The organism is Boudabousia marimammalium, assembly GCF_001936115.1.
Taxonomy (GTDB): domain Bacteria; phylum Actinomycetota; class Actinomycetes; order Actinomycetales; family Actinomycetaceae; genus Boudabousia; species Boudabousia marimammalium.
The window spans coordinates 200,447-217,587 of record NZ_MPDM01000003.1 but is presented as its reverse complement, the minus strand read 5'-3'; the positions used below and the strand labels follow the sequence as shown (position 1 = coordinate 217,587).

Annotated in this window: 14 protein-coding genes and 1 tRNA gene; 14 read left to right on the top strand and 1 reads right to left on the bottom strand. The window is 53.5% G+C overall.

Annotation, left to right across the window (positions count from 1 at the left end):
• The first annotated feature begins 23 nt into the window (after window positions 1–23).
• Complete coding sequence (locus BM477_RS04005) at window positions 24–3,131, top strand: error-prone DNA polymerase (RefSeq protein ID WP_075361375.1); 3,108 nt, start codon at window positions 24–26, stop codon at window positions 3,129–3,131.
• Between the two features lie 12 nt (window positions 3,132–3,143).
• Here the strand turns inward: BM477_RS04005 and BM477_RS04000 are convergent, their stop codons facing one another.
• On the bottom strand, window positions 3,144–3,824 hold the full coding sequence (locus tag BM477_RS04000; RefSeq protein ID WP_158024350.1) for an HAD hydrolase-like protein: 681 nt from the start codon (window positions 3,822–3,824) through the stop codon (window positions 3,144–3,146).
• A 128-nt stretch (window positions 3,825–3,952) separates the two neighbouring features.
• Here BM477_RS04000 and BM477_RS03995 point away from each other — a divergent pair.
• The 13 genes from BM477_RS03995 to pyk all read left to right on the top strand — a co-directional run bounded on the left by BM477_RS03995 (window position 3,953) and on the right by pyk (window position 17,088).
• Window positions 3,953–4,040: transfer RNA gene (locus BM477_RS03995), tRNA-Leu, on the top strand.
• A gap of 87 nt (window positions 4,041–4,127) precedes the next feature.
• The gene (locus BM477_RS03990) at window positions 4,128–5,183 is read left to right on the top strand and encodes a GNAT family N-acetyltransferase (RefSeq protein WP_075361374.1); all 1,056 of its coding nucleotides are present in this window, start codon (window positions 4,128–4,130) and stop codon (window positions 5,181–5,183) included.
• Between the two features lie 56 nt (window positions 5,184–5,239).
• Complete coding sequence (locus tag BM477_RS03985) at window positions 5,240–6,334, top strand: FAD-dependent oxidoreductase (RefSeq protein ID WP_075361433.1); 1,095 nt, start codon at window positions 5,240–5,242, stop codon at window positions 6,332–6,334.
• 92 nt (window positions 6,335–6,426) lie between these two features.
• Complete coding sequence (locus BM477_RS03980; protein WP_075361373.1) at window positions 6,427–6,711, top strand: DNA primase; 285 nt, start codon at window positions 6,427–6,429, stop codon at window positions 6,709–6,711.
• 96 nt (window positions 6,712–6,807) lie between these two features.
• Window positions 6,808–7,668 (top strand): undecaprenyl-diphosphate phosphatase, encoded by an 861-nt coding sequence (locus tag BM477_RS03975; protein ID WP_075361432.1) that lies wholly within the window; start codon window positions 6,808–6,810, stop codon window positions 7,666–7,668.
• Between the two features lie 29 nt (window positions 7,669–7,697).
• Entirely contained in the window at window positions 7,698–8,759 is a 1,062-nt protein-coding gene (locus tag BM477_RS03970) for a tRNA (adenine-N1)-methyltransferase (RefSeq protein WP_075361372.1), read from the top strand.
• A gap of 5 nt (window positions 8,760–8,764) precedes the next feature.
• Complete coding sequence (gene arc / locus BM477_RS03965) at window positions 8,765–10,258, top strand: proteasome ATPase (protein ID WP_075361371.1); 1,494 nt, start codon at window positions 8,765–8,767, stop codon at window positions 10,256–10,258.
• Between the two features lie 4 nt (window positions 10,259–10,262).
• Window positions 10,263–11,882: a proteasome accessory factor PafA2 family protein gene (locus BM477_RS03960; protein ID WP_075361370.1), complete on the top strand. Its 1,620-nt coding sequence runs from the start codon at window positions 10,263–10,265 to the stop codon at window positions 11,880–11,882.
• 3 nt (window positions 11,883–11,885) lie between these two features.
• A complete protein-coding gene (locus BM477_RS03955; RefSeq protein ID WP_075361369.1) occupies window positions 11,886–12,074 on the top strand; it encodes a ubiquitin-like protein Pup in 189 nt (62 codons plus the stop codon).
• Entirely contained in the window at window positions 12,071–13,441 is a 1,371-nt protein-coding gene (locus BM477_RS03950; RefSeq protein ID WP_075361368.1) for a proteasome accessory factor PafA2 family protein, read from the top strand. The genes BM477_RS03955 and BM477_RS03950 overlap by 4 nt, the downstream gene beginning before the upstream one ends.
• A 12-nt stretch (window positions 13,442–13,453) precedes the next feature.
• Complete coding sequence (locus tag BM477_RS03945; protein WP_075361367.1) at window positions 13,454–14,647, top strand: FKBP-type peptidyl-prolyl cis-trans isomerase; 1,194 nt, start codon at window positions 13,454–13,456, stop codon at window positions 14,645–14,647.
• Between the two features lie 13 nt (window positions 14,648–14,660).
• The gene (lgt, locus tag BM477_RS03940) at window positions 14,661–15,557 is read left to right on the top strand and encodes a prolipoprotein diacylglyceryl transferase (protein WP_075361366.1); all 897 of its coding nucleotides are present in this window, start codon (window positions 14,661–14,663) and stop codon (window positions 15,555–15,557) included.
• Between the two features lie 103 nt (window positions 15,558–15,660).
• Window positions 15,661–17,088, top strand: coding sequence for a pyruvate kinase (gene pyk, locus BM477_RS03935; RefSeq protein ID WP_075361365.1), 1,428 nt, complete (start codon window positions 15,661–15,663; stop codon window positions 17,086–17,088).
• Window positions 17,089–17,141 lie beyond the last annotated feature (53 nt).

The following is a 17,141-nucleotide window of genomic DNA, read 5'->3' as shown; positions in this document are numbered from 1 at the left end:
ACACATTACCTATAATCGAACATATGTTCGATTATAGTGAGTTGCATGCGCATTCCGCATACTCTTTTCTGGATGGCGTTGCCACCCCACGGCAGCTAGCGGAAGCAGCGGCGAAAGCTCAGTATGCCGCCCTCGCTATTACCGACCATAACGGTCTGTACGCCGTCATCCAACAATATGAGGCCTGTAAAGAGCAGCAAATAAACAGCATTTATGGGGCAGAACTCACCCTCGAAAATGGTAGCTGCCTTCCAGTCCTAGCAACTGGGCCCGAAGGGTATAAAGAACTCTCCCGTACCATCACCGTGCACAACCTAGCTGCCGGGGAAAGAAAAGCGCCCAGCTACTCACTCAGTGAACTATCTGGAGACTGGTTTGTTCTCACCGGGACTAGGCGCGGCCCGCTGGGAAAGCATCTGAATCTTGACGTCACGACACCTTCTGCGGAAACTGAAGCAGATCTTGGGCAGCTCATCGAACAATTCGGGAAAGACCGCCTTGGTATAGAACTAAATCTCAGCGGCTACCCGGGAGATGCCGCATATGCCCGCCAACTCAACTACCTGAGTGAAAAATACGGGCTTCCCCTGATTGCTACCGGAGCTATCCGAATCACCAGACCTGAACAGGTGCCGCTGGCGGATCTTATGCAGGCAGCTCAGCTAGGGAAACCACTAGTTGAATGTCAGTCTGAACTGCCGGCGCGAAGAAACTTTGTGCGCAGCAAGGCACAGCTGGCTCGGCTTTACCGAGACTATCCGCAAGCCCTCCACAATGCTGGTCGATTTGGTGCCCAATTAGCTTTCGACCTTGCGAACGCGTGGCCACAACTACCCAGACTGAAGCATCTTGATGGCGTTGATGACGCCACCTATCTGAGACAGCTGGTGATCGCCGGCGCCACTCGCCGCTACGGCAATAGGGCAGAAGCCCCAGCAGCCTGGGAACTAATCGAAAAAGAACTCAACATTATTACCGGTTTAGGTTTTTGTGGATACTTCCTCATCGTTCACGACATTGTGCAATGGTGCGAAAAACAAGAAATCCTCTGTCAAGGCCGGGGCTCTGCCGCAAACTCAGCGGTTTGTTACGCGCTGGGAATCACCGCAGTTGACGCCGTGCGGCACAAAATGCTCTTCGAAAGGTTCCTCTCCCCAGATCGTAAAGAATACCCAGACATCGACCTAGATATCGAATCAGGCCGCCGGGAAGAAGCCATCCAGTATGTGTACCGTACCTACGGCCGTCAGCAAGCCGCGCAAGTAGCTAATATTATTACCCTCCGACCAAAATCGGCAATCCGCTTAACCGCCGCAGCGCTCGGCTACTCTGAGACGGAAATCAGCCGCTTTACGCACCTGCAGGGACACAGAAAAATCCAGGCGGAAAAGCTACCTGCGCAAGTCGCTAGGCTCAGTAAGGGACTCCTGAATCTGCCGCGGCATGTAGGGATTCACTCCGGTGGTATGGTCCTTGCGGACCGTCCGATTCCTGAACTTGTCCCCATTCAGTGGGCAGCAAAAGAAAACCGCACCGTAGTGCAATGGGATAAAGAAGACTGTGCCGCCGCGGGACTGGTGAAATTTGACCTACTGGGTTTAGGAATGCTTACCGCCCTCAAAATTGCCTTTTCTGGATTGGCTAAACTTGGTATCAAAGGGGAGCGAGGACAGACCCTTAGCCTGCACTCAATCGGACAAGATGACCCGAAAGTCTATGATCTGCTTTGTGCCGGGGATACCATCGGGGTTTTCCAGGTGGAATCTCGGGCACAAATCAATATGCTCCCGCAACTACAGCCACGCTGCTTTTACGACATTGTGGTGGAAGTGGCTCTGGTCCGTCCCGGCCCCATTCAAGGACAGACCGTGCACCCCTACTTGCGTAGGCGCAGAGGAGAAGAGGCCGTCACCTACCCACATGAAGCAGCTCGCCCAGTAGTTGAAAAGACCCTTGGTATTCCCCTTTTCCAAGAACAACTCATGCAACTTGCCGTAGTGCTTGCCGGTTTCACGCCTAAACAAGCAGATGAACTCCGTCGCGCCATGGGCTCCAAACGGGGCGCCGAAAAAGCCGTGCAGTTGCGTAACCAATTGCGTGCAGGATTCCAAGCTAAAGGAATAAGCGCAGCTGACACAGAATCTTTAATCGACCAGTTTGAAAGCTTCGCCTATTTCGGGTTCCCTGAATCCCACGCTTTCAGCTTTGCCTATATTGTTTATGCCTCAGCTTGGTTGAAGGCTCACTATCCAGCTTTCTTCTACGCTGCAGTTCTAGCCAGTCAGCCCATGGGATTCTACAGTCCCGCCACCCTCGTCCAAGATGCCCGGCGCCATGAAGTGGTAGTGGAACCCGTGGACGTGCAATATTCTGAGTTGGAAGCTACGGCCTCTCTGCCTGATGAAGTGGCTTCGCAAGGGCGGATCAGACTGGGGCTGCACTCCGTCAAAGGGCTTGGGAAAGGCGCAGAAAGAATTGTGCAAAACCGCAAAGCGGAGGGGCCCTTCCAGACAGTTGAAGAGCTAGCTAGCAGAGCCAGACTAAGCGTTCGAGAACTTGAAAAACTAGCCTTGGCGGGGGCCTTAGAAAGCCTTGGGGTGAGCCGCCGACAGGGGCTTTGGGAAGCTGGAGCTGTTGGGGTCAAAAATGCTGACAGCTGGTATCAAGCACCCCTCCCAGGGACCGCGGCAGGAGCCTATGCTCCTGAACTAGCGGCCCTTTCTGAATCTGAACTACTTCGCTTAGAACTGCAAAACACCAGTCTAGCTTTGAGCTCTCACCCAATGAAACTACTTCGCGCAAAGCTGCTAACTGAAGGTTGCCTCAGTGCTACAGAACTAAAACAGGTAGAGTCCGGGACCCGCATCAAAGTAGCTGGAGTAATCACCCATCGGCAACGTCCCGCCACTGCAAACGGGGTAACTTTCCTGTCCTTGGAGGATGAAACCGGATTAGTAAACGTGCTCTGCACCCCAGGAATGTGGAAAAAATATGCCAAAACCTTAGAAACTGCATCCGCCTTGCTGGTGCGAGGAATCTGTGATTGGCATGCGGGTGCGCACACAATTTTGGCGGATCAGGTCAGAGCGCTAACTGTTCCGATTGGGATGCCCGCTCGAAATTATGCTTAAGAGACACTCAATTTAGTCGGTTTTACCAGTTAGGAAAGCGACCAGCTCCTGCGGGCTGTCAACCCGGTAGGTTGCCCGCGCTCTCTCATCCTCATCGCCATAACCCCAGCTCACCATGACGGAGGCAATCTGATTCGCAGCAGCACCCTCCACATCGTGAATTCGGTCACCCACCAAAACCGGGCGGGAAATATCTAGACCCTGCTGGCTCAGGCGGGCGAGGGCGGTCTGCACCACCTCACTCTTTTGAGTGCGTCCAGCGGCTGCATCAGATCCCACCAAAGTGGCGAAATACTGGCTCAGCTCTAGATAGTCCATCAGGCGAACTGAAATCTTCTCATTCTTTGATGTAGCTAAAGAGAGCGGGATTCCCGCCTCGTAAAGCTGGACTATAGCTTCCGCCATTCCGTCATAGAGGGGAGTGTCATACAGGATGCGGTTATATTCGGCGCGGAATTCAGCGATCCGCTCATCCACTTCGTCTTCTGTAAAACCAGCTAGTTCACGGAAGGATTCTTCTAACGGCGGACCGATATAGGTATTGAGCTCCTCATCAGTGTCATGTTTGACACCATATTTGCGAAACACCGCCCGCAAAGCAGCCATGATGACCTCTTTGGAGTCAGTGATAGTCCCATCAAGGTCAATCAAGACAGCTGAAAACGGAGGCTGGGGCAGAATATTTGACTTCATACTCTTAAGCCTACCGGTTAGGAGCAAAATCTTCGCCCGTGAGAGGGGAAAATGCGGCATTTGTGGGTTATCGTTTTGCGTCAAATAAAAACCGTGTTATTCTCTTTCAGTCGCAAGATGACACCCATGCGCGGGTGGCGGAATAGGCAGACGCGCTAGCTTGAGGTGCTAGTTCCCACATTTTCGGGAGTGGGGGTTCAAGTCCCCCTCCGCGCACACGTTAAAGGCAGACCGGTTGGTCTGCCTTTTGTGTATCTGGAAACATTCGATACCGCCAGCTTCGGCAGCAGGTAGAATCACAATATGACTAATGAGATTCGCACAGAACGACTAATCCTTCGCACCCCCACATTGGCTGATACTGAGGCTGTCTATGAAGCCTGTCAGGATGAAGAGATCGCTAAATGGACGGGGATTCCTTTCCCTTATGAGCGGGCTAATGCGGAGTCTTTTCTGACCACCGTCACGGAAGAACTCACTGCGCGAGGTGGACGCAACTATGGTGTCTATCTGTCTGATAATCAGACCTTGGTAGCTACCCTGGCATTAAGGAAAGAGTCTGTTGGGGGGAGCGTAGGCTACTGGACTGCACCGCAATACCGGGGCCAGGGTTTCATGGTTGAAGCGGTAAAAGCCGCTTGCGCTTACGCCTTTGAAACTCTGGGTTGGCCACGCATTGAATGGCGGGCTGGAGTGGGAAACTGGGCTTCCCGGAAGGTAGCGTGGAAAGCTGGATTCAAGTTCGAGGGCGTTTCTCGCCGTTGTGAACCACGGTCTGCGTTTAGGCTTTCTCAGGGTGATGACCCCCTTATGGATGCTTGGGTAGGTAGTTTACTTCCGGGTGAAAAGATGGAGCCGAGGGGGCGTTGGCATGGCCCGATTTCCGGTCAGAATGTGCCGGTCGTGTTAGCTGATGCGAATCGTCCCGATGACCTAGTGAGGCAATTCCATCAGGTCTACGGTCTGCCGGTGGTGGATGCCCCGGATGCCAGTACCGATCGTATCCACATGCGGATGGGATTGATTTTGGAAGAAACCGCTGAACTGGTGGGAGCGGCCTATGGGCAGGAAGCCCGTGAACTGATTGAATCCGCTTGGGTGAAAGCGTTAGAGAGCGATGACGGCACTCGCGACATTGTTGAGATTGCTGACGCCCTTGCCGATATCGTCTACGTGGTTTACGGTGCGGCCCTTGAACTCGGAATTGACCTCCCGGCGGTGTTGTCGCAGGTACAGGCTTCCAATATGTCTAAACTGATGCCCGACGGGTCAGTGAAATACCGTGAGGATGGCAAAGTTTTGAAGGGCCCAGATTTCTTTGGCCCTGAAATCGCGAAAGTCTTAGGCTTAGGTAACTAGATAACTTATTTTCGTGGCACAATATGGACATGAGTGAAAAATTGAAAGGTGAGCAGATGGCACGTGTAGTTGTGATTGGTGGCGGATACGGAGGTATCACTGTCGCCGGTGGTCTGGACGATATCGCTGAAGTTATTTTGGTTGAGCAGAAAGATCAATTTGTTCACCACGCAGCCGCCTTGCGGGCCGCAGTGGATCCCGTTTGGTCACAGACGATTTTCATGCCCTATAACCGGCTGCTTCGCAACGGTCAGGTGATTCATGCACCAGCCATGGGGATTGAAGGCAACAAAGTTTACGTGGCCGGACATGACCCGATTGAGGCTGACTATATTGTGCTGGCAACCGGATCAACCTACCCGTACCCCGCCAAGCACATGGTTTCCACCGCGAAGGTGGCGCAGGCCCGCCTAACACAGACACGGGAAAACCTGAAGCATGCCAAGAGCGTCCTGCTGGTTGGTGTTGGCACCGTCGGCATCGAGTTTGCTGGTGAGCTCTCCTCGGTGTATCCCGATCTGGAAATCATCATGGTGGAAAAGGAAGAGCGGATCCTTCCCACCCACGATTACACTGATGAGCTACGTAAGGTCATTCATGCCCAGCTTGAAGAACGCGGCATCAAGATTGTGGCCGGCTCCCCGCTGGCTTACAACCCGCCGGTGGACATGGGTGCCTTGAGCCGTTTCCAGGTGGAGACCCGCAACGGTGAGAAGATTGAAGCCGATATGTGGTTCCAGTGCTATGGGGCGCAGACTGCTTCAGGCTACTTGGCTCACGAGTTCTCCGACCTGATGCGCCCGAACGGCCAGATTTCCGTTGATAAGTACATGCGCGTGCAGGGCCACAATAATGTTTACGCGGTTGGTGACATCACCGACGTGAAGGAATCAAAGCGCGCGGATGCTGCTCGCGCTCACGCTCGCGTGGTAGTGGCCAATATTCGCGATGAGATTGAGGGCCGTTCCCCCTCAACCACCTATTCCGCCGGCAAAGAGTGGGTTATTCTCCCGCTTGGCCCCGATGGTGGCGCTTCCCAGTTGGTGGAGCCCAATGGTGATATTCGCATTGTGGGACCTGATGAGACTGCCCAGATTAAAGGTACGGATTTAATGGTTTCCATGATTCGTTCGCAGCTGCGTTTGCCGTAATCTGCGCACCCCTCAATGGGTTGACACCAAATTGTTATCTAAATGAGGTCTTGGGTTTTCACCTAGGGCCTCATTTGGGTTACTCTTAAGGTATGAGTAAATCTGCACGCATCGCTCTGGACCGCCTCCTGGAGGCATTTGAGAATCACTATGAAGTCTCTGTCAGCGAGAGCGCTTCCGATGAGGCCTTGGCGCGCGCTGAATTACAGCTGAGAAATGCCTTTTTTACTTATGATGATGAGCTCTTTACCGAGTATGACGTAGAGTTACCTTTCGACATCCTGGATGAGGATGACGACGAGGATGACGATGATTATGACTTCTACGACATCGACGATGAAGATGACGACGAGGATGACGAGGACGAGGAAGACTAACTTCCAGCCCGCCTGATTTTGCGGCCTCTACCACTCCTAAGTCAACACGCTTAGGAGATTTGAAGCCGGTACTGGCGATTCGCTATGCTTAACCGCATGGATTACTTTTCTGCGATTATTCTCGGCATTGTGCAAGGCTTAACCGAGTTTCTGCCGGTTTCATCTTCCGCTCATATTCGGGTTTCTACCGACCTGCTGGGAATCGGTGACCCGGGCTCTGGATTCACCGCTATTATCCAAATCGGTACAGAAATCGCCGTCTTAATCTATTTCTGGCACGATATCGTCGAAATCCTGACGAAATGGTGGCGCTCCCTACCTTGGATTAAGGTAAATCGGATTCCCTCCTCGGACCCGCATGTGCGACTGGGATGGATGATTATTGTGGGTTCCCTGCCTATCGGTATCTTCGGTTTGCTGCTGGAGGACTGGATTGATTCATCCTTTAGGAATCTGTGGATTACCGTGTTCACCCTCGCCTTCTTCGGTCTCCTGCTTGGGGTGGCAGACATCTACGGTCGTCGTGAACGAAGCCTCGAACAGATGACCTGGTTGCAGGCAATCCTCTACGGTTTAGCGCAGGCTCTTGCTCTAATCCCGGGTGTCTCCCGCTCTGGTGGCACCATCACCGCCGGACGGTTGATGGGATTTACCCGTCCGGCTGCGGCGCGCTACTCTTTCTTGTTGGCGATGCCAGCTATCTTCGCTTCCGGACTGTACAAGACCTATGACGTCTTTACTGGTCCTGAGGGGGCTGCAGTGGCATGGGGTCCAACCCTAGTGGCAACTCTAGTCTGCTTTGTGGTTGGCTACGCAGTAATAGTCTGGTTCCTAAAACTGGTTTCTACCCGCTCCTTCATGCCTTTTGTCATCTACCGGGTCGCCTTGGCCGCTGCAATTGCCGTCCTCTTGCTGGCTGATGTGCTTCACGCTGACGCAATCGCAGTAGCCCTCTAAGCGGGTGGATAGGCGGTACAATATTCCCCATGACGCAAGCAATACCGCAAGATTCTTCCCGCTCTGATTCACAACTGGGCCAAGCTGCCCGTCGGGGCCCTTTCCAACCGGGTGACCGGGTGCAACTCACCGACTCTAAAGGCCGGATGCACACTATTACTTTGACGCCGGGAGGATCTTTCAATACCCATAAATATTCCTTCCGTCATGAAGAGCTAATCGGTCAGCATGAAGGGACTGTACTCACGGCCCGCGGCGGAGGGGAGTACCTATGTCTGCGTCCCCTAATGAGCGACTACACTCTGTCTATGCCACGCGGGGCCGCAGTGGTCTATCCCAAAGATGCCGCCCTAATCGTGCAGTATGCAGATATTTTCCCTGGTGCTCGTGTCTTGGAGGCCGGGGTTGGTTCAGGCGCATTGACGCTCTCCTTGCTGTCCGCAGTCGGCGCGGAAGGTGAGCTAACCAGTATTGAAAGACGAGCCGACTTTGCGGAAATCGCGCAGGCAAATGTCGATCTTTGGTTTGGGAAGCGACATCCAGCTTGGACTGTGAAAGTCGGCGATTTCGCGGATGTCGTGCAGCAAGAAGTCGAGCCCAACAGCATTGACCGTGTGGTTCTGGACATGCTATCTCCGTGGGAGAATCTGCAGTCCGCCGCCCAAGCCCTCGTGCCGGGAGGAGTGCTACTTTGCTATGTTGCCACCGTGACACAGCTATCCCGTCTGGCTGAAGACTTGCGTGCCACCGGTCTTTTCACTGAGCCAAAAGCCTGGGAGTCCATGGTCAGAGACTGGCATCTGGAAGGCCTAGCGGTTCGCCCTGAACATCGCATGGTGGCCCATACCGGATTCCTTTTAACTGCGCGCCGGATGGCTGCCGGAGTGGAGCCACCCACTGTTTCCCGTCGCCCCGCCAAAGAAGCACAGGGTTTAGCCGGACAATGGGATGAGACTGAAGAGTGGTCACTACCGGCGATTGGGCAAAGAGATATCTCTGAACGTAAGGTGAGGCGCGTACATCGCGATGTGACTGCCCGCGCACACCGCTGGGCTGGTGAGGAATCTGAGCAGAGCACAGATCAGGACTGATTGCAATGACTAAGGACCGAACATCTGAGGGACCCGGGTACAATAACGATCCAGCAATGGTTGCTGCACTGGCTAAGGCTCGTGACCAGCTGACACATTTGCAGAAGCAAATCAACCAGATTCAGCAACCTCCTTCGCACCTCGGATATTTAATCGCCACCTACCCGGCTGAGAGGCAAGCTGAGGTATATGTTCTGGGCCGGCCGATGAGAGTTGCCGTTAGCCCCCAAGTTGATTTAGCTTCGCTTCGCTGCGGAGATCGCATTAGAGTGGACGACTCTCTCGTCCTCGCAGGTATTGCGCCTGCCCGCAGGGAGGGGAGCATTGCGGTTGTGGTCGAGGTGCTAGGGGCGGACCGCGTCATTGTCGACACCGGTTCCGGGCACGAAAATGTCTTGCAGATAGCTCACTGCCTGCGACAAAGCAAACTTTCTATCGGCGATGAGCTGAGAGTAGATTTAAGGGCCGGTCTTGCTTTTGAAAAGCTGATTCGTGAACGAGTCGAACAACTACTAACGCCGCGCACACCGAACGTGCAGTATGAGCAAATTGGCGGGCTAGAAAGACAGATTGCTCAGCTCAGAGAAGCGGTCGAGGTTCCTTTTGCGCATCCAGAGCTGTTTCAAAGCTACGGGATTAGGCCGCCGCGTGGCGTGCTACTATACGGTCCTCCCGGCTGCGGTAAAACCCTGTTGGCAAAAGCTATTGCGACTGCTTTGGCGAATGGGAAAACTGACGGATCTAACGCTTACTTCCTCTCCGTAAAGGGTCCAGAACTTTTGGATAAATTTGTGGGGGAGACCGAACGTCATATTCGGGCAATCTTTGCGCGTGCCCGTGAACTCGCCCGTCACGATCGTCCCGTGGTGATTTTCTTTGATGAGATGGAAGCATTGTTTAAGACGCGTGGTTCCGGTATCTCTTCTGACGTGGAAACCTCTGTGGTACCGCAGTTTCTGTCCGAACTAGACGGCATTGAATCCATGGAAAATGTGGTGGTGATTGGAGCTTCGAACCGCGAAGATATGATTGATCCAGCAGTGCTACGTTCTGGCAGGCTTGACGTCAGGATTAAGATTTCCCGTCCCACTCGTGAAGGTGCCGCGCAAATCGCCGGTATCTACCTGACCGAAGAAACACCCCGCCGGGACAATATCGCGCCGCAGCAGTTAATCTCCACGTTGATCCGTGAAATCTATGATCGTGAAACGCCGCTCCTTAATGCGGAATTAGAAAACGGGGAAATCATGCCCGTGCGGGCCTCTCATTTAATGTCTGGCGCGGCAGTTGCAGGAATTATTGAAAAAGCCAAGAAAGCCGCCATCAATGAGAGCCTAGTTGGCAATGGTGAGGGCCTTTCCAGCTCTCATATTCAACAAGCCGTCGGTCAAGAACTAGCTGAGCTGAGCGACCTTGCCGCAGCGGATTCTCCCGCCCAGTGGGCCCGCACTCTGGGACTGCAATACGGTCAAGTAAAACGTCTCCATCCCCTCCGGTGAACCAATGAATACAGCCTCCCCCTTCTCCCAGATAGTAGGAATTGAAACCGAATACGGGATTCAAGCTATCGCCGAGGATGCCAGCACGAATCCCACCATCGGTTCAGCTCAAATAGTGGATGCATACGCAAAGTATCACGGTAGCCCACGATGGGATTACCAGGGTGAAGACCCACTGAATGACATGCGCGGGATGAGGATAGATCGGCGCCAGGCCCATCCGACACAACTCACAGATGTTCCTTTAGAAATCGCAGTGCTTCCTGCGCAGATAAGCCCAGATGGTGGAGTCGCCACCGATGCTCCTTTGGGTGCGCATGGGCGGCTGGCTCCCTCGTCTCGCCTCGCTACTAACGCCGTAACGAGACGAGGGGGACGCCTCTACGTTGACCACTCGCATCCTGAGGTGTCTTCCCCGGAATGCTACGGGCCTGTGCAAGCGGTGCTGGAAGATGCTGAGAACGATCGCATAATTTGCGAAGCCAACCGTCTTGCGGGTAATCGCTATCGCATTATCAAGAACGTTGCCGACCAACATGGTCACACTTGGGGGCATCACGAAAACTATCGGATTAGTCGGTCTCTGCCCTGGAAAAAAATTGTGCCAATCCTGGCTTCTTTCTTGGCTTTACGCCCCATTTACTGCGGTGCAGGATGGGTACGCACATCTTCGAAAACCCGGCCAGCCGGATATGAAATTAGCCAAAGAGCCCGTCATCTTGAATGCATACAAGGCCTCCAAACCACCTACCGAAGGCCCCTCGTAAATGCGCGAGACGAACCACATGACCATGCGCAGCAATGGCGAAGACTCCATATCATTGCCGGTGATCCTAACCTTTTGGCATATTCCACCTATCTGCGTGTTACGTCGACCAGTTTGCTCCTCTGGACGGTTGCCAGCCTGTGGGAAACTAGTCATCTCGGCTCTCTCGAATCCTGGCTGTTGAAAGATCCCGTCAAGGCTGCGCATCAGGTCGCAGCAGACCCACATTTGGCTAGCACGGTGGAGCTAATGGACGGGCGCCTTCTGCCGGCGCTGGAAGTTTTGGCGCAATACGCGAAAGTTATCACCCAGACCTGGCAGGCTAGGGCGGCGGAACAACTAGATTTGCAAGCTAGTAGCGTACAGCAGGCAATCAATGACTGGAATGAAACCCTGCATCTGCTTCAAACTGATTTAAGCCAAGCCGCGATGAGAGTTGAGTGGCTGGCGAAGTATCAGCTTCTGGACCGGCAACGAGGCCGTTGGGGAAGCGGCTGGGAAGATCCGCGACTGGCGGCACTGGACATTAAATGGGCTGACCTTGATCCCGCCAACTCGCTATTCGAGATATACCGGCGAAAAATGCCGATACTGGCCCCGCCTGTGGGAAGGGGCACCCAACGAACTCGGGGCACTCTCCGAGCGGAACTGATGGGACATCCCGCAGTCGTGAAGGCAGGCTGGACGACGGCAGTTTTGGCTGATCCGCAAAACTCTCGAAGTTACCGAATCCCTTTAGGTGCCGCGGACAATCAGCAAGCTATAATCGAAGACGGTGACCAGCACGGGATTGATCAACTAACGATTCCGCAGTTGCTGGCCAAATTTGCGCGGTCCGCGATAGAGATTGAGGAGTAGACAATGCCGAAACAGATCAAAATCGAAAGACAAGCACAGATTGAGGAAGAAACAGCCATCACCCCAGCTTGGACAGGCACGCAAAACACTCAGGATCTGGATCTGGACGCGGTTCTAGATGACATCGACTCGGTCCTCACTGAAGACGCTCAAGCCTTAGCTCGCGGCTACGTACAACAGGGCGGACAGTGAAACAACGCATATACGGGCTCGAAACTGAATACGGTGTGGCCCGGCTCAGCTCAGACCCGAACTGGAGTGTCTCAGCAGCTGTACGGCAACTCTTCTCCGGGATTAACTACGACTCCCAAGCCTCCACCTTTTTGGGCAATGGCGGGCGCTTATACGTGGATGTTGGTGACCATCCAGAATATGCCACCGCGGAGTGTGACAGCCTACGAGACCTCTTAGTGCAAGATCGTGCCGGCGATCTCATGCTTTCACGGAGGGTGCGGGCTTTCAATGAGAAACATGAAGATAGCGGTCAGAGTCTACGTATTTTTCGCAATAACTTAGACGCCCACGGCAATTCTTTCGGCTGCCACGAAAACTATTTGGTTAGCAGAGAGGAAACCGCACATTTGAGCGATTCTTTCTTCAGTTTCTTAATTACGCGAACCCTTCTGACTGGCGCCGGAGCAATCATGCTACCGCATCAGGCGGCGAGAATCACCCGCCCTCGATATGTAGTCTCTCCCCGCTCACAACTGCTGGACGCGATGCTTTCATCCCGTTCCACCAGTGAGCGACCGTTAATCAACACGCGAGACCAGCCTTTAGCTAATCCATTACAGTATCGTCGTGTGCATGTGATGGCAGGGGATACGAATGTTTCAGAAACTGCCACAGCTATGAAAATCGCTTCCACCTTACTGGTTCTGGCTGCGCTAGAGACCGGGATTAACTGGGATGACCTGAGCTTAGCTAATCCGCTGGCGGCGCTGCGGACAGTAGGTTTGGATTTGGAGGGTGGCGCGGAGCTTGAACTGGCCGATGGGCGAAGAATGAGTGCAGCCCAGATTCAATCTGAGATTATTAGACGACTCGGAGGAGTAGACGCCTTCGGTAATCTGACCGCAGATCCGACCGTGACTGTCGCTGGGAAACAGTGGCAGGAAATGACCGAGGCGGCCCGTACACAGGATTTCTCGGCTTTAGCCCGCAGCGTGGATTGGGTTGCCAAGGGGCAGCTACTTGATCAATATCGCTCGCGGGAGGGTTTGGCGTGGACTCACCCTCGGCTTCGTGAACTGGATTGGGCGTATCATGACGTGAGCGGGAGCCTGCGGGAGCGGCTTGAAAAACTGGGGCACCTACCTCGCCTCACGCGGGACGAGGACGTGGAATCCGCGGTCAACTTCCCGCCTGCAACTACCCGGGCGCACGCGCGCGGAACTCTAATCGCGGCCGCTCGTAGGTGCCATCGCGACTATCGCGCGGATTGGACGGGAATCACCGTCGGGTCGAAAGGAGAGGTCAAAGCTGATCTGCCTGACCCGTTCGAGCCTCTGCAGAGCGAGACAGCGACCCTCGTGCATAGAATAGAATCCTTAGGTTAAAGGAGGAGAATCATGCATGACTCTAATCAGGAGTCTCAGCCACGACAATTCCCCTCCCGACGGAATCTGTCACGGCACGAACCGGTGGCTGAGGCAAATCTTGCGGGTCAGCAAGAGCAGACCGCTACCAGTGAAGCGGCTAAGGGACAGCCTGTTGATCTGCTTTCAGCAACACCTGAGCTGACTAAAACTACTGAAGTTCCGATGCTTTCTGCTCATCCGAAGATTCCCTCGCGGCGCGCACAGAATCGGGAAAAGCCAGGTAATCAATCCTCTTTGGACAGGCGCAAAGCAAAGCAGAAATCGCGAAAACTTCCACTGCATTTTCCCTCTTTTTCTTCAAAATGGAGCCGGATTATTGCACTGATTGTGACGCTAGCTTTACTGCTGTTAATCATCGGGGTGATATGGCTGTGGGCAGGCACGCGAGCCGTAGTGGTCACCGAAACGGACCCATTTACTGTGACAGGTCGACACGGTGCGACTTTGACTTTGCAGGTGGACAGAGAAATCACCGCAAAAGAGAATGGCGCCCAAGTGATTGAATCTGGGCGCGGCCGTGAAATTACCCCAGGAGAGCCGGTCTTCACCCGGGTCACGAACTTTGCCGCTGCCTCTGGCGAACCCAAAAACTTACAGCCCATTGAACGTATCGGTTTAGCTAATGAGCAACTACTGCCGGGCCTTCTCTATACCAGCGTAGTTGGTAAGCACGAGGGCGACAGGATCGCGGTAGTGCACAATATTGGTCAAGATGAATCCCCAGAGTTTGAGATTTCAATCATTGACATTATGTACACTCAAGCGCATGGAGAGCTTGCTCCAGCTCCAGAGAATCTGACTATCTGGGTTGATGGTACTGCTGAGATTCCTCAGATTACGAAAGTTGATTCTCTTGATTTAAGTAAATCAATCAGCCAGGTTGTAATCACCGGTACGGGGGCGCAGGTCGGGCCAAGCGATACTTTGTTAGTGCAATATACCGTGATGAACGCACAGACGGGCGAAATTACTAACTCCACTTGGAGCGGCGATAAAACGCCGAAAAAAGTCCAGATGAGCGAACTGATGAAGCCACTGAGCAATGAGCTAACAGATCAGAAGGTAGGAAGCAGACTGGTAGTTTTAGTGCCAGCAGCTGAAGCAGATGGAAATATTCCAGTTATTATTATGATTGATATTCTTGGAATCATTTCCACTAAATAGCAGGAGTAATATTTTGTTCGACCTAGCCGTTATTCTCCCGGCCTCGATTCCTAGTCCTTCTGAAAGCGTCTGGTATTTGGGACCCATTCCTCTGCGAGCCTACGGCATCTGTATCCTCATTGGTATCCTCGTGGCAATCTATCTGGGGCAACGGCGCTATGCTGAGCGCGGGGGAGATACCGAGCTTCTCTACGCGGTAGCGATCTGGGTGATTCCGGCTGGCATCATCGGCGGGCGCCTCTACGAAATTTTTACTTCCCCGCAACGCTATTTTCCTCCCACCGGAGATCCGCTACTGATGGTCCAGGTCTGGAAGGGGGGCATGGGCATTATGGGTGCGGTTTTGCTCGGGGCACTGGTTGCTTTTATCACGGTTCGTCGGGCTGGCCAGCGCCTAGGGCCCTTTGCTGATGCTTTGGCCCCTGGAGTCTTGATTGCGCAGGCGATTGGCCGTATCGGTAATTATTTCAATCAAGAACTGTTTGGCTTGCCAACTACTTTGCCCTGGGGGCTTGAAATTGATGATGCGCATCTACCTGTGCAGTATGCTTCCGGCAGTCTTTTCCACCCCACATTCTTATATGAACTGATTTGGAATCTGTTGGGAGCGGCATTCTTAATTTGGTTTGATTATTGGCGGAAGAACAAGGTTGCTTCCGGGCAGATTATGTGGCTCTATGTTGCCATCTATGGGTTGGGTCGGGCTTGGGTGGAGCATCTTCGTATCGACGAGCCTGCCCACTGGGTTGGCCCGCTTCGTTTAGCTTCCTGGTTTGGTCTGGGTATGGTACTGCTCGGTTTAGTCGGCTACTGGTGGGCTGGCCGGCTTGGAGCTGCGACCAAACTAACCAAGACTGAGGTGGAACATTGGCAGAACGCCGCTGAGGAAGCTGAATCCAAACAGAAATAATGATGCCGAAGGCTAAATCATGCGCGTCCCAATAGCGCACTGGCCTAGTTGTCAGTAGACTGAAGACACAGCTAAGCTACTCTGAAGGGTGTAATTAAAACCAATGCGTCGAGCGAAGATTGTTTGTACTATCGGTCCTGCGACCGACTCTCCATCGCAAATCCAGGCTCTGGTAGACGCCGGCATGGATGTGGCCAGAATTAACCGCAGTCATGGCACCCAAGAAAGCCACGAAGCGGTGTATGCAGAAGTTCGTCGTGCGGCGCGTGCCTCAGGTCGAGCAATTGCCATCTTGGTTGATTTGCAAGGACCCAAGATTCGTCTCGGTAACTTCAAGAATGACCGTGAGTTATTGGAACCCGGTGATACTTTTACCATTACCACTGACGATGTTGAAGGTACCAAGGAACGCGTCGGCACCACCTTCAAAGGATTGCCGGGCGACTGCCGGCCTGGCGACCGTCTTCTCATTGATGATGGTAATGTCGCGGTTCGTGTCACTAAGGTCACAGAGACCGACGTGATCACGACCGTTGAGGTTGGCGGATATGTTTCCGACCATAAGGGTTTGAACCTTCCCGGGGTAGCAGTTTCAGTTCCGGCTCTTTCTGAAAAAGACAAGGAAGATTTACGTTGGGCTTTGAACGTGGGAGCTGACGTAATCGCCTTGTCCTTCGTCCGTTCTGCCGTGGATATTGAAGATGTTCACGCAATTATGGAAGAGGAAGGCAGGTTCGTCCCTGTCATTGCGAAGATTGAAAAGCCCCAGGCAGTTGAAAACCTGCAGGGCATCGTCCAGGCTTTTGATGGCATTATGGTTGCTCGTGGCGACCTCGGTGTGGAAATGCCGCTTGAAGCCGTTCCTTTGGTACAAAAGCAGGCCATTGAACTCGCCAGACGTGAAGCCAAGCCCGTGATTGTGGCAACCCAGGTGATGGATTCAATGATCACCAATCCGCGCCCCACCCGCGCCGAAGCCTCCGACTGTGCCAACGCTATTTTGGATGGCGCCGACGCAGTCATGCTCTCTGGTGAAACCTCGATTGGCGCGTACCCGATTGAAGCTGTCCGTACCATGGCGCGTATTATTGAGAACGTTGAAGAAAACGGCGGTGATCGAATCGCAGATTTGGGTTCTTTTGCTCACTCTCGTTCAGGTGTTATTACTCATGCCGCGAACCGGATCGCCGAAATGATGGACTTGAAGTTCATGGTTACTTTCACGCAGTCAGGTTCCACTTCCCGTTTGATGTCACGTTTGCGTTCACGAATCCCCTTATTGGCTTTCACGCCTCTGGAATCCACCCGTAACTGCCTGGCTATGTCGTGGGGCGTGGAAACCTATCGGGTTCCCGAAGTTCGGCACACTGACGATATGGTGTGGCAGGTCGATCAGGTTTTGCAAGCGACACATCTTGCTGAGCCGGGTGACCAGATTGTCATCGTGGCGGGCATGCCTCCGGGCTCAAGTGGTTCTACAAACTCGATTCGGATTCACACTATCGGTGAAGAGATTGATTTCCATAACTGATTCAGAATCTGAGTTTGGGGGCTGCTTGTCATTGACAAGCGGCCCCTTTGCTT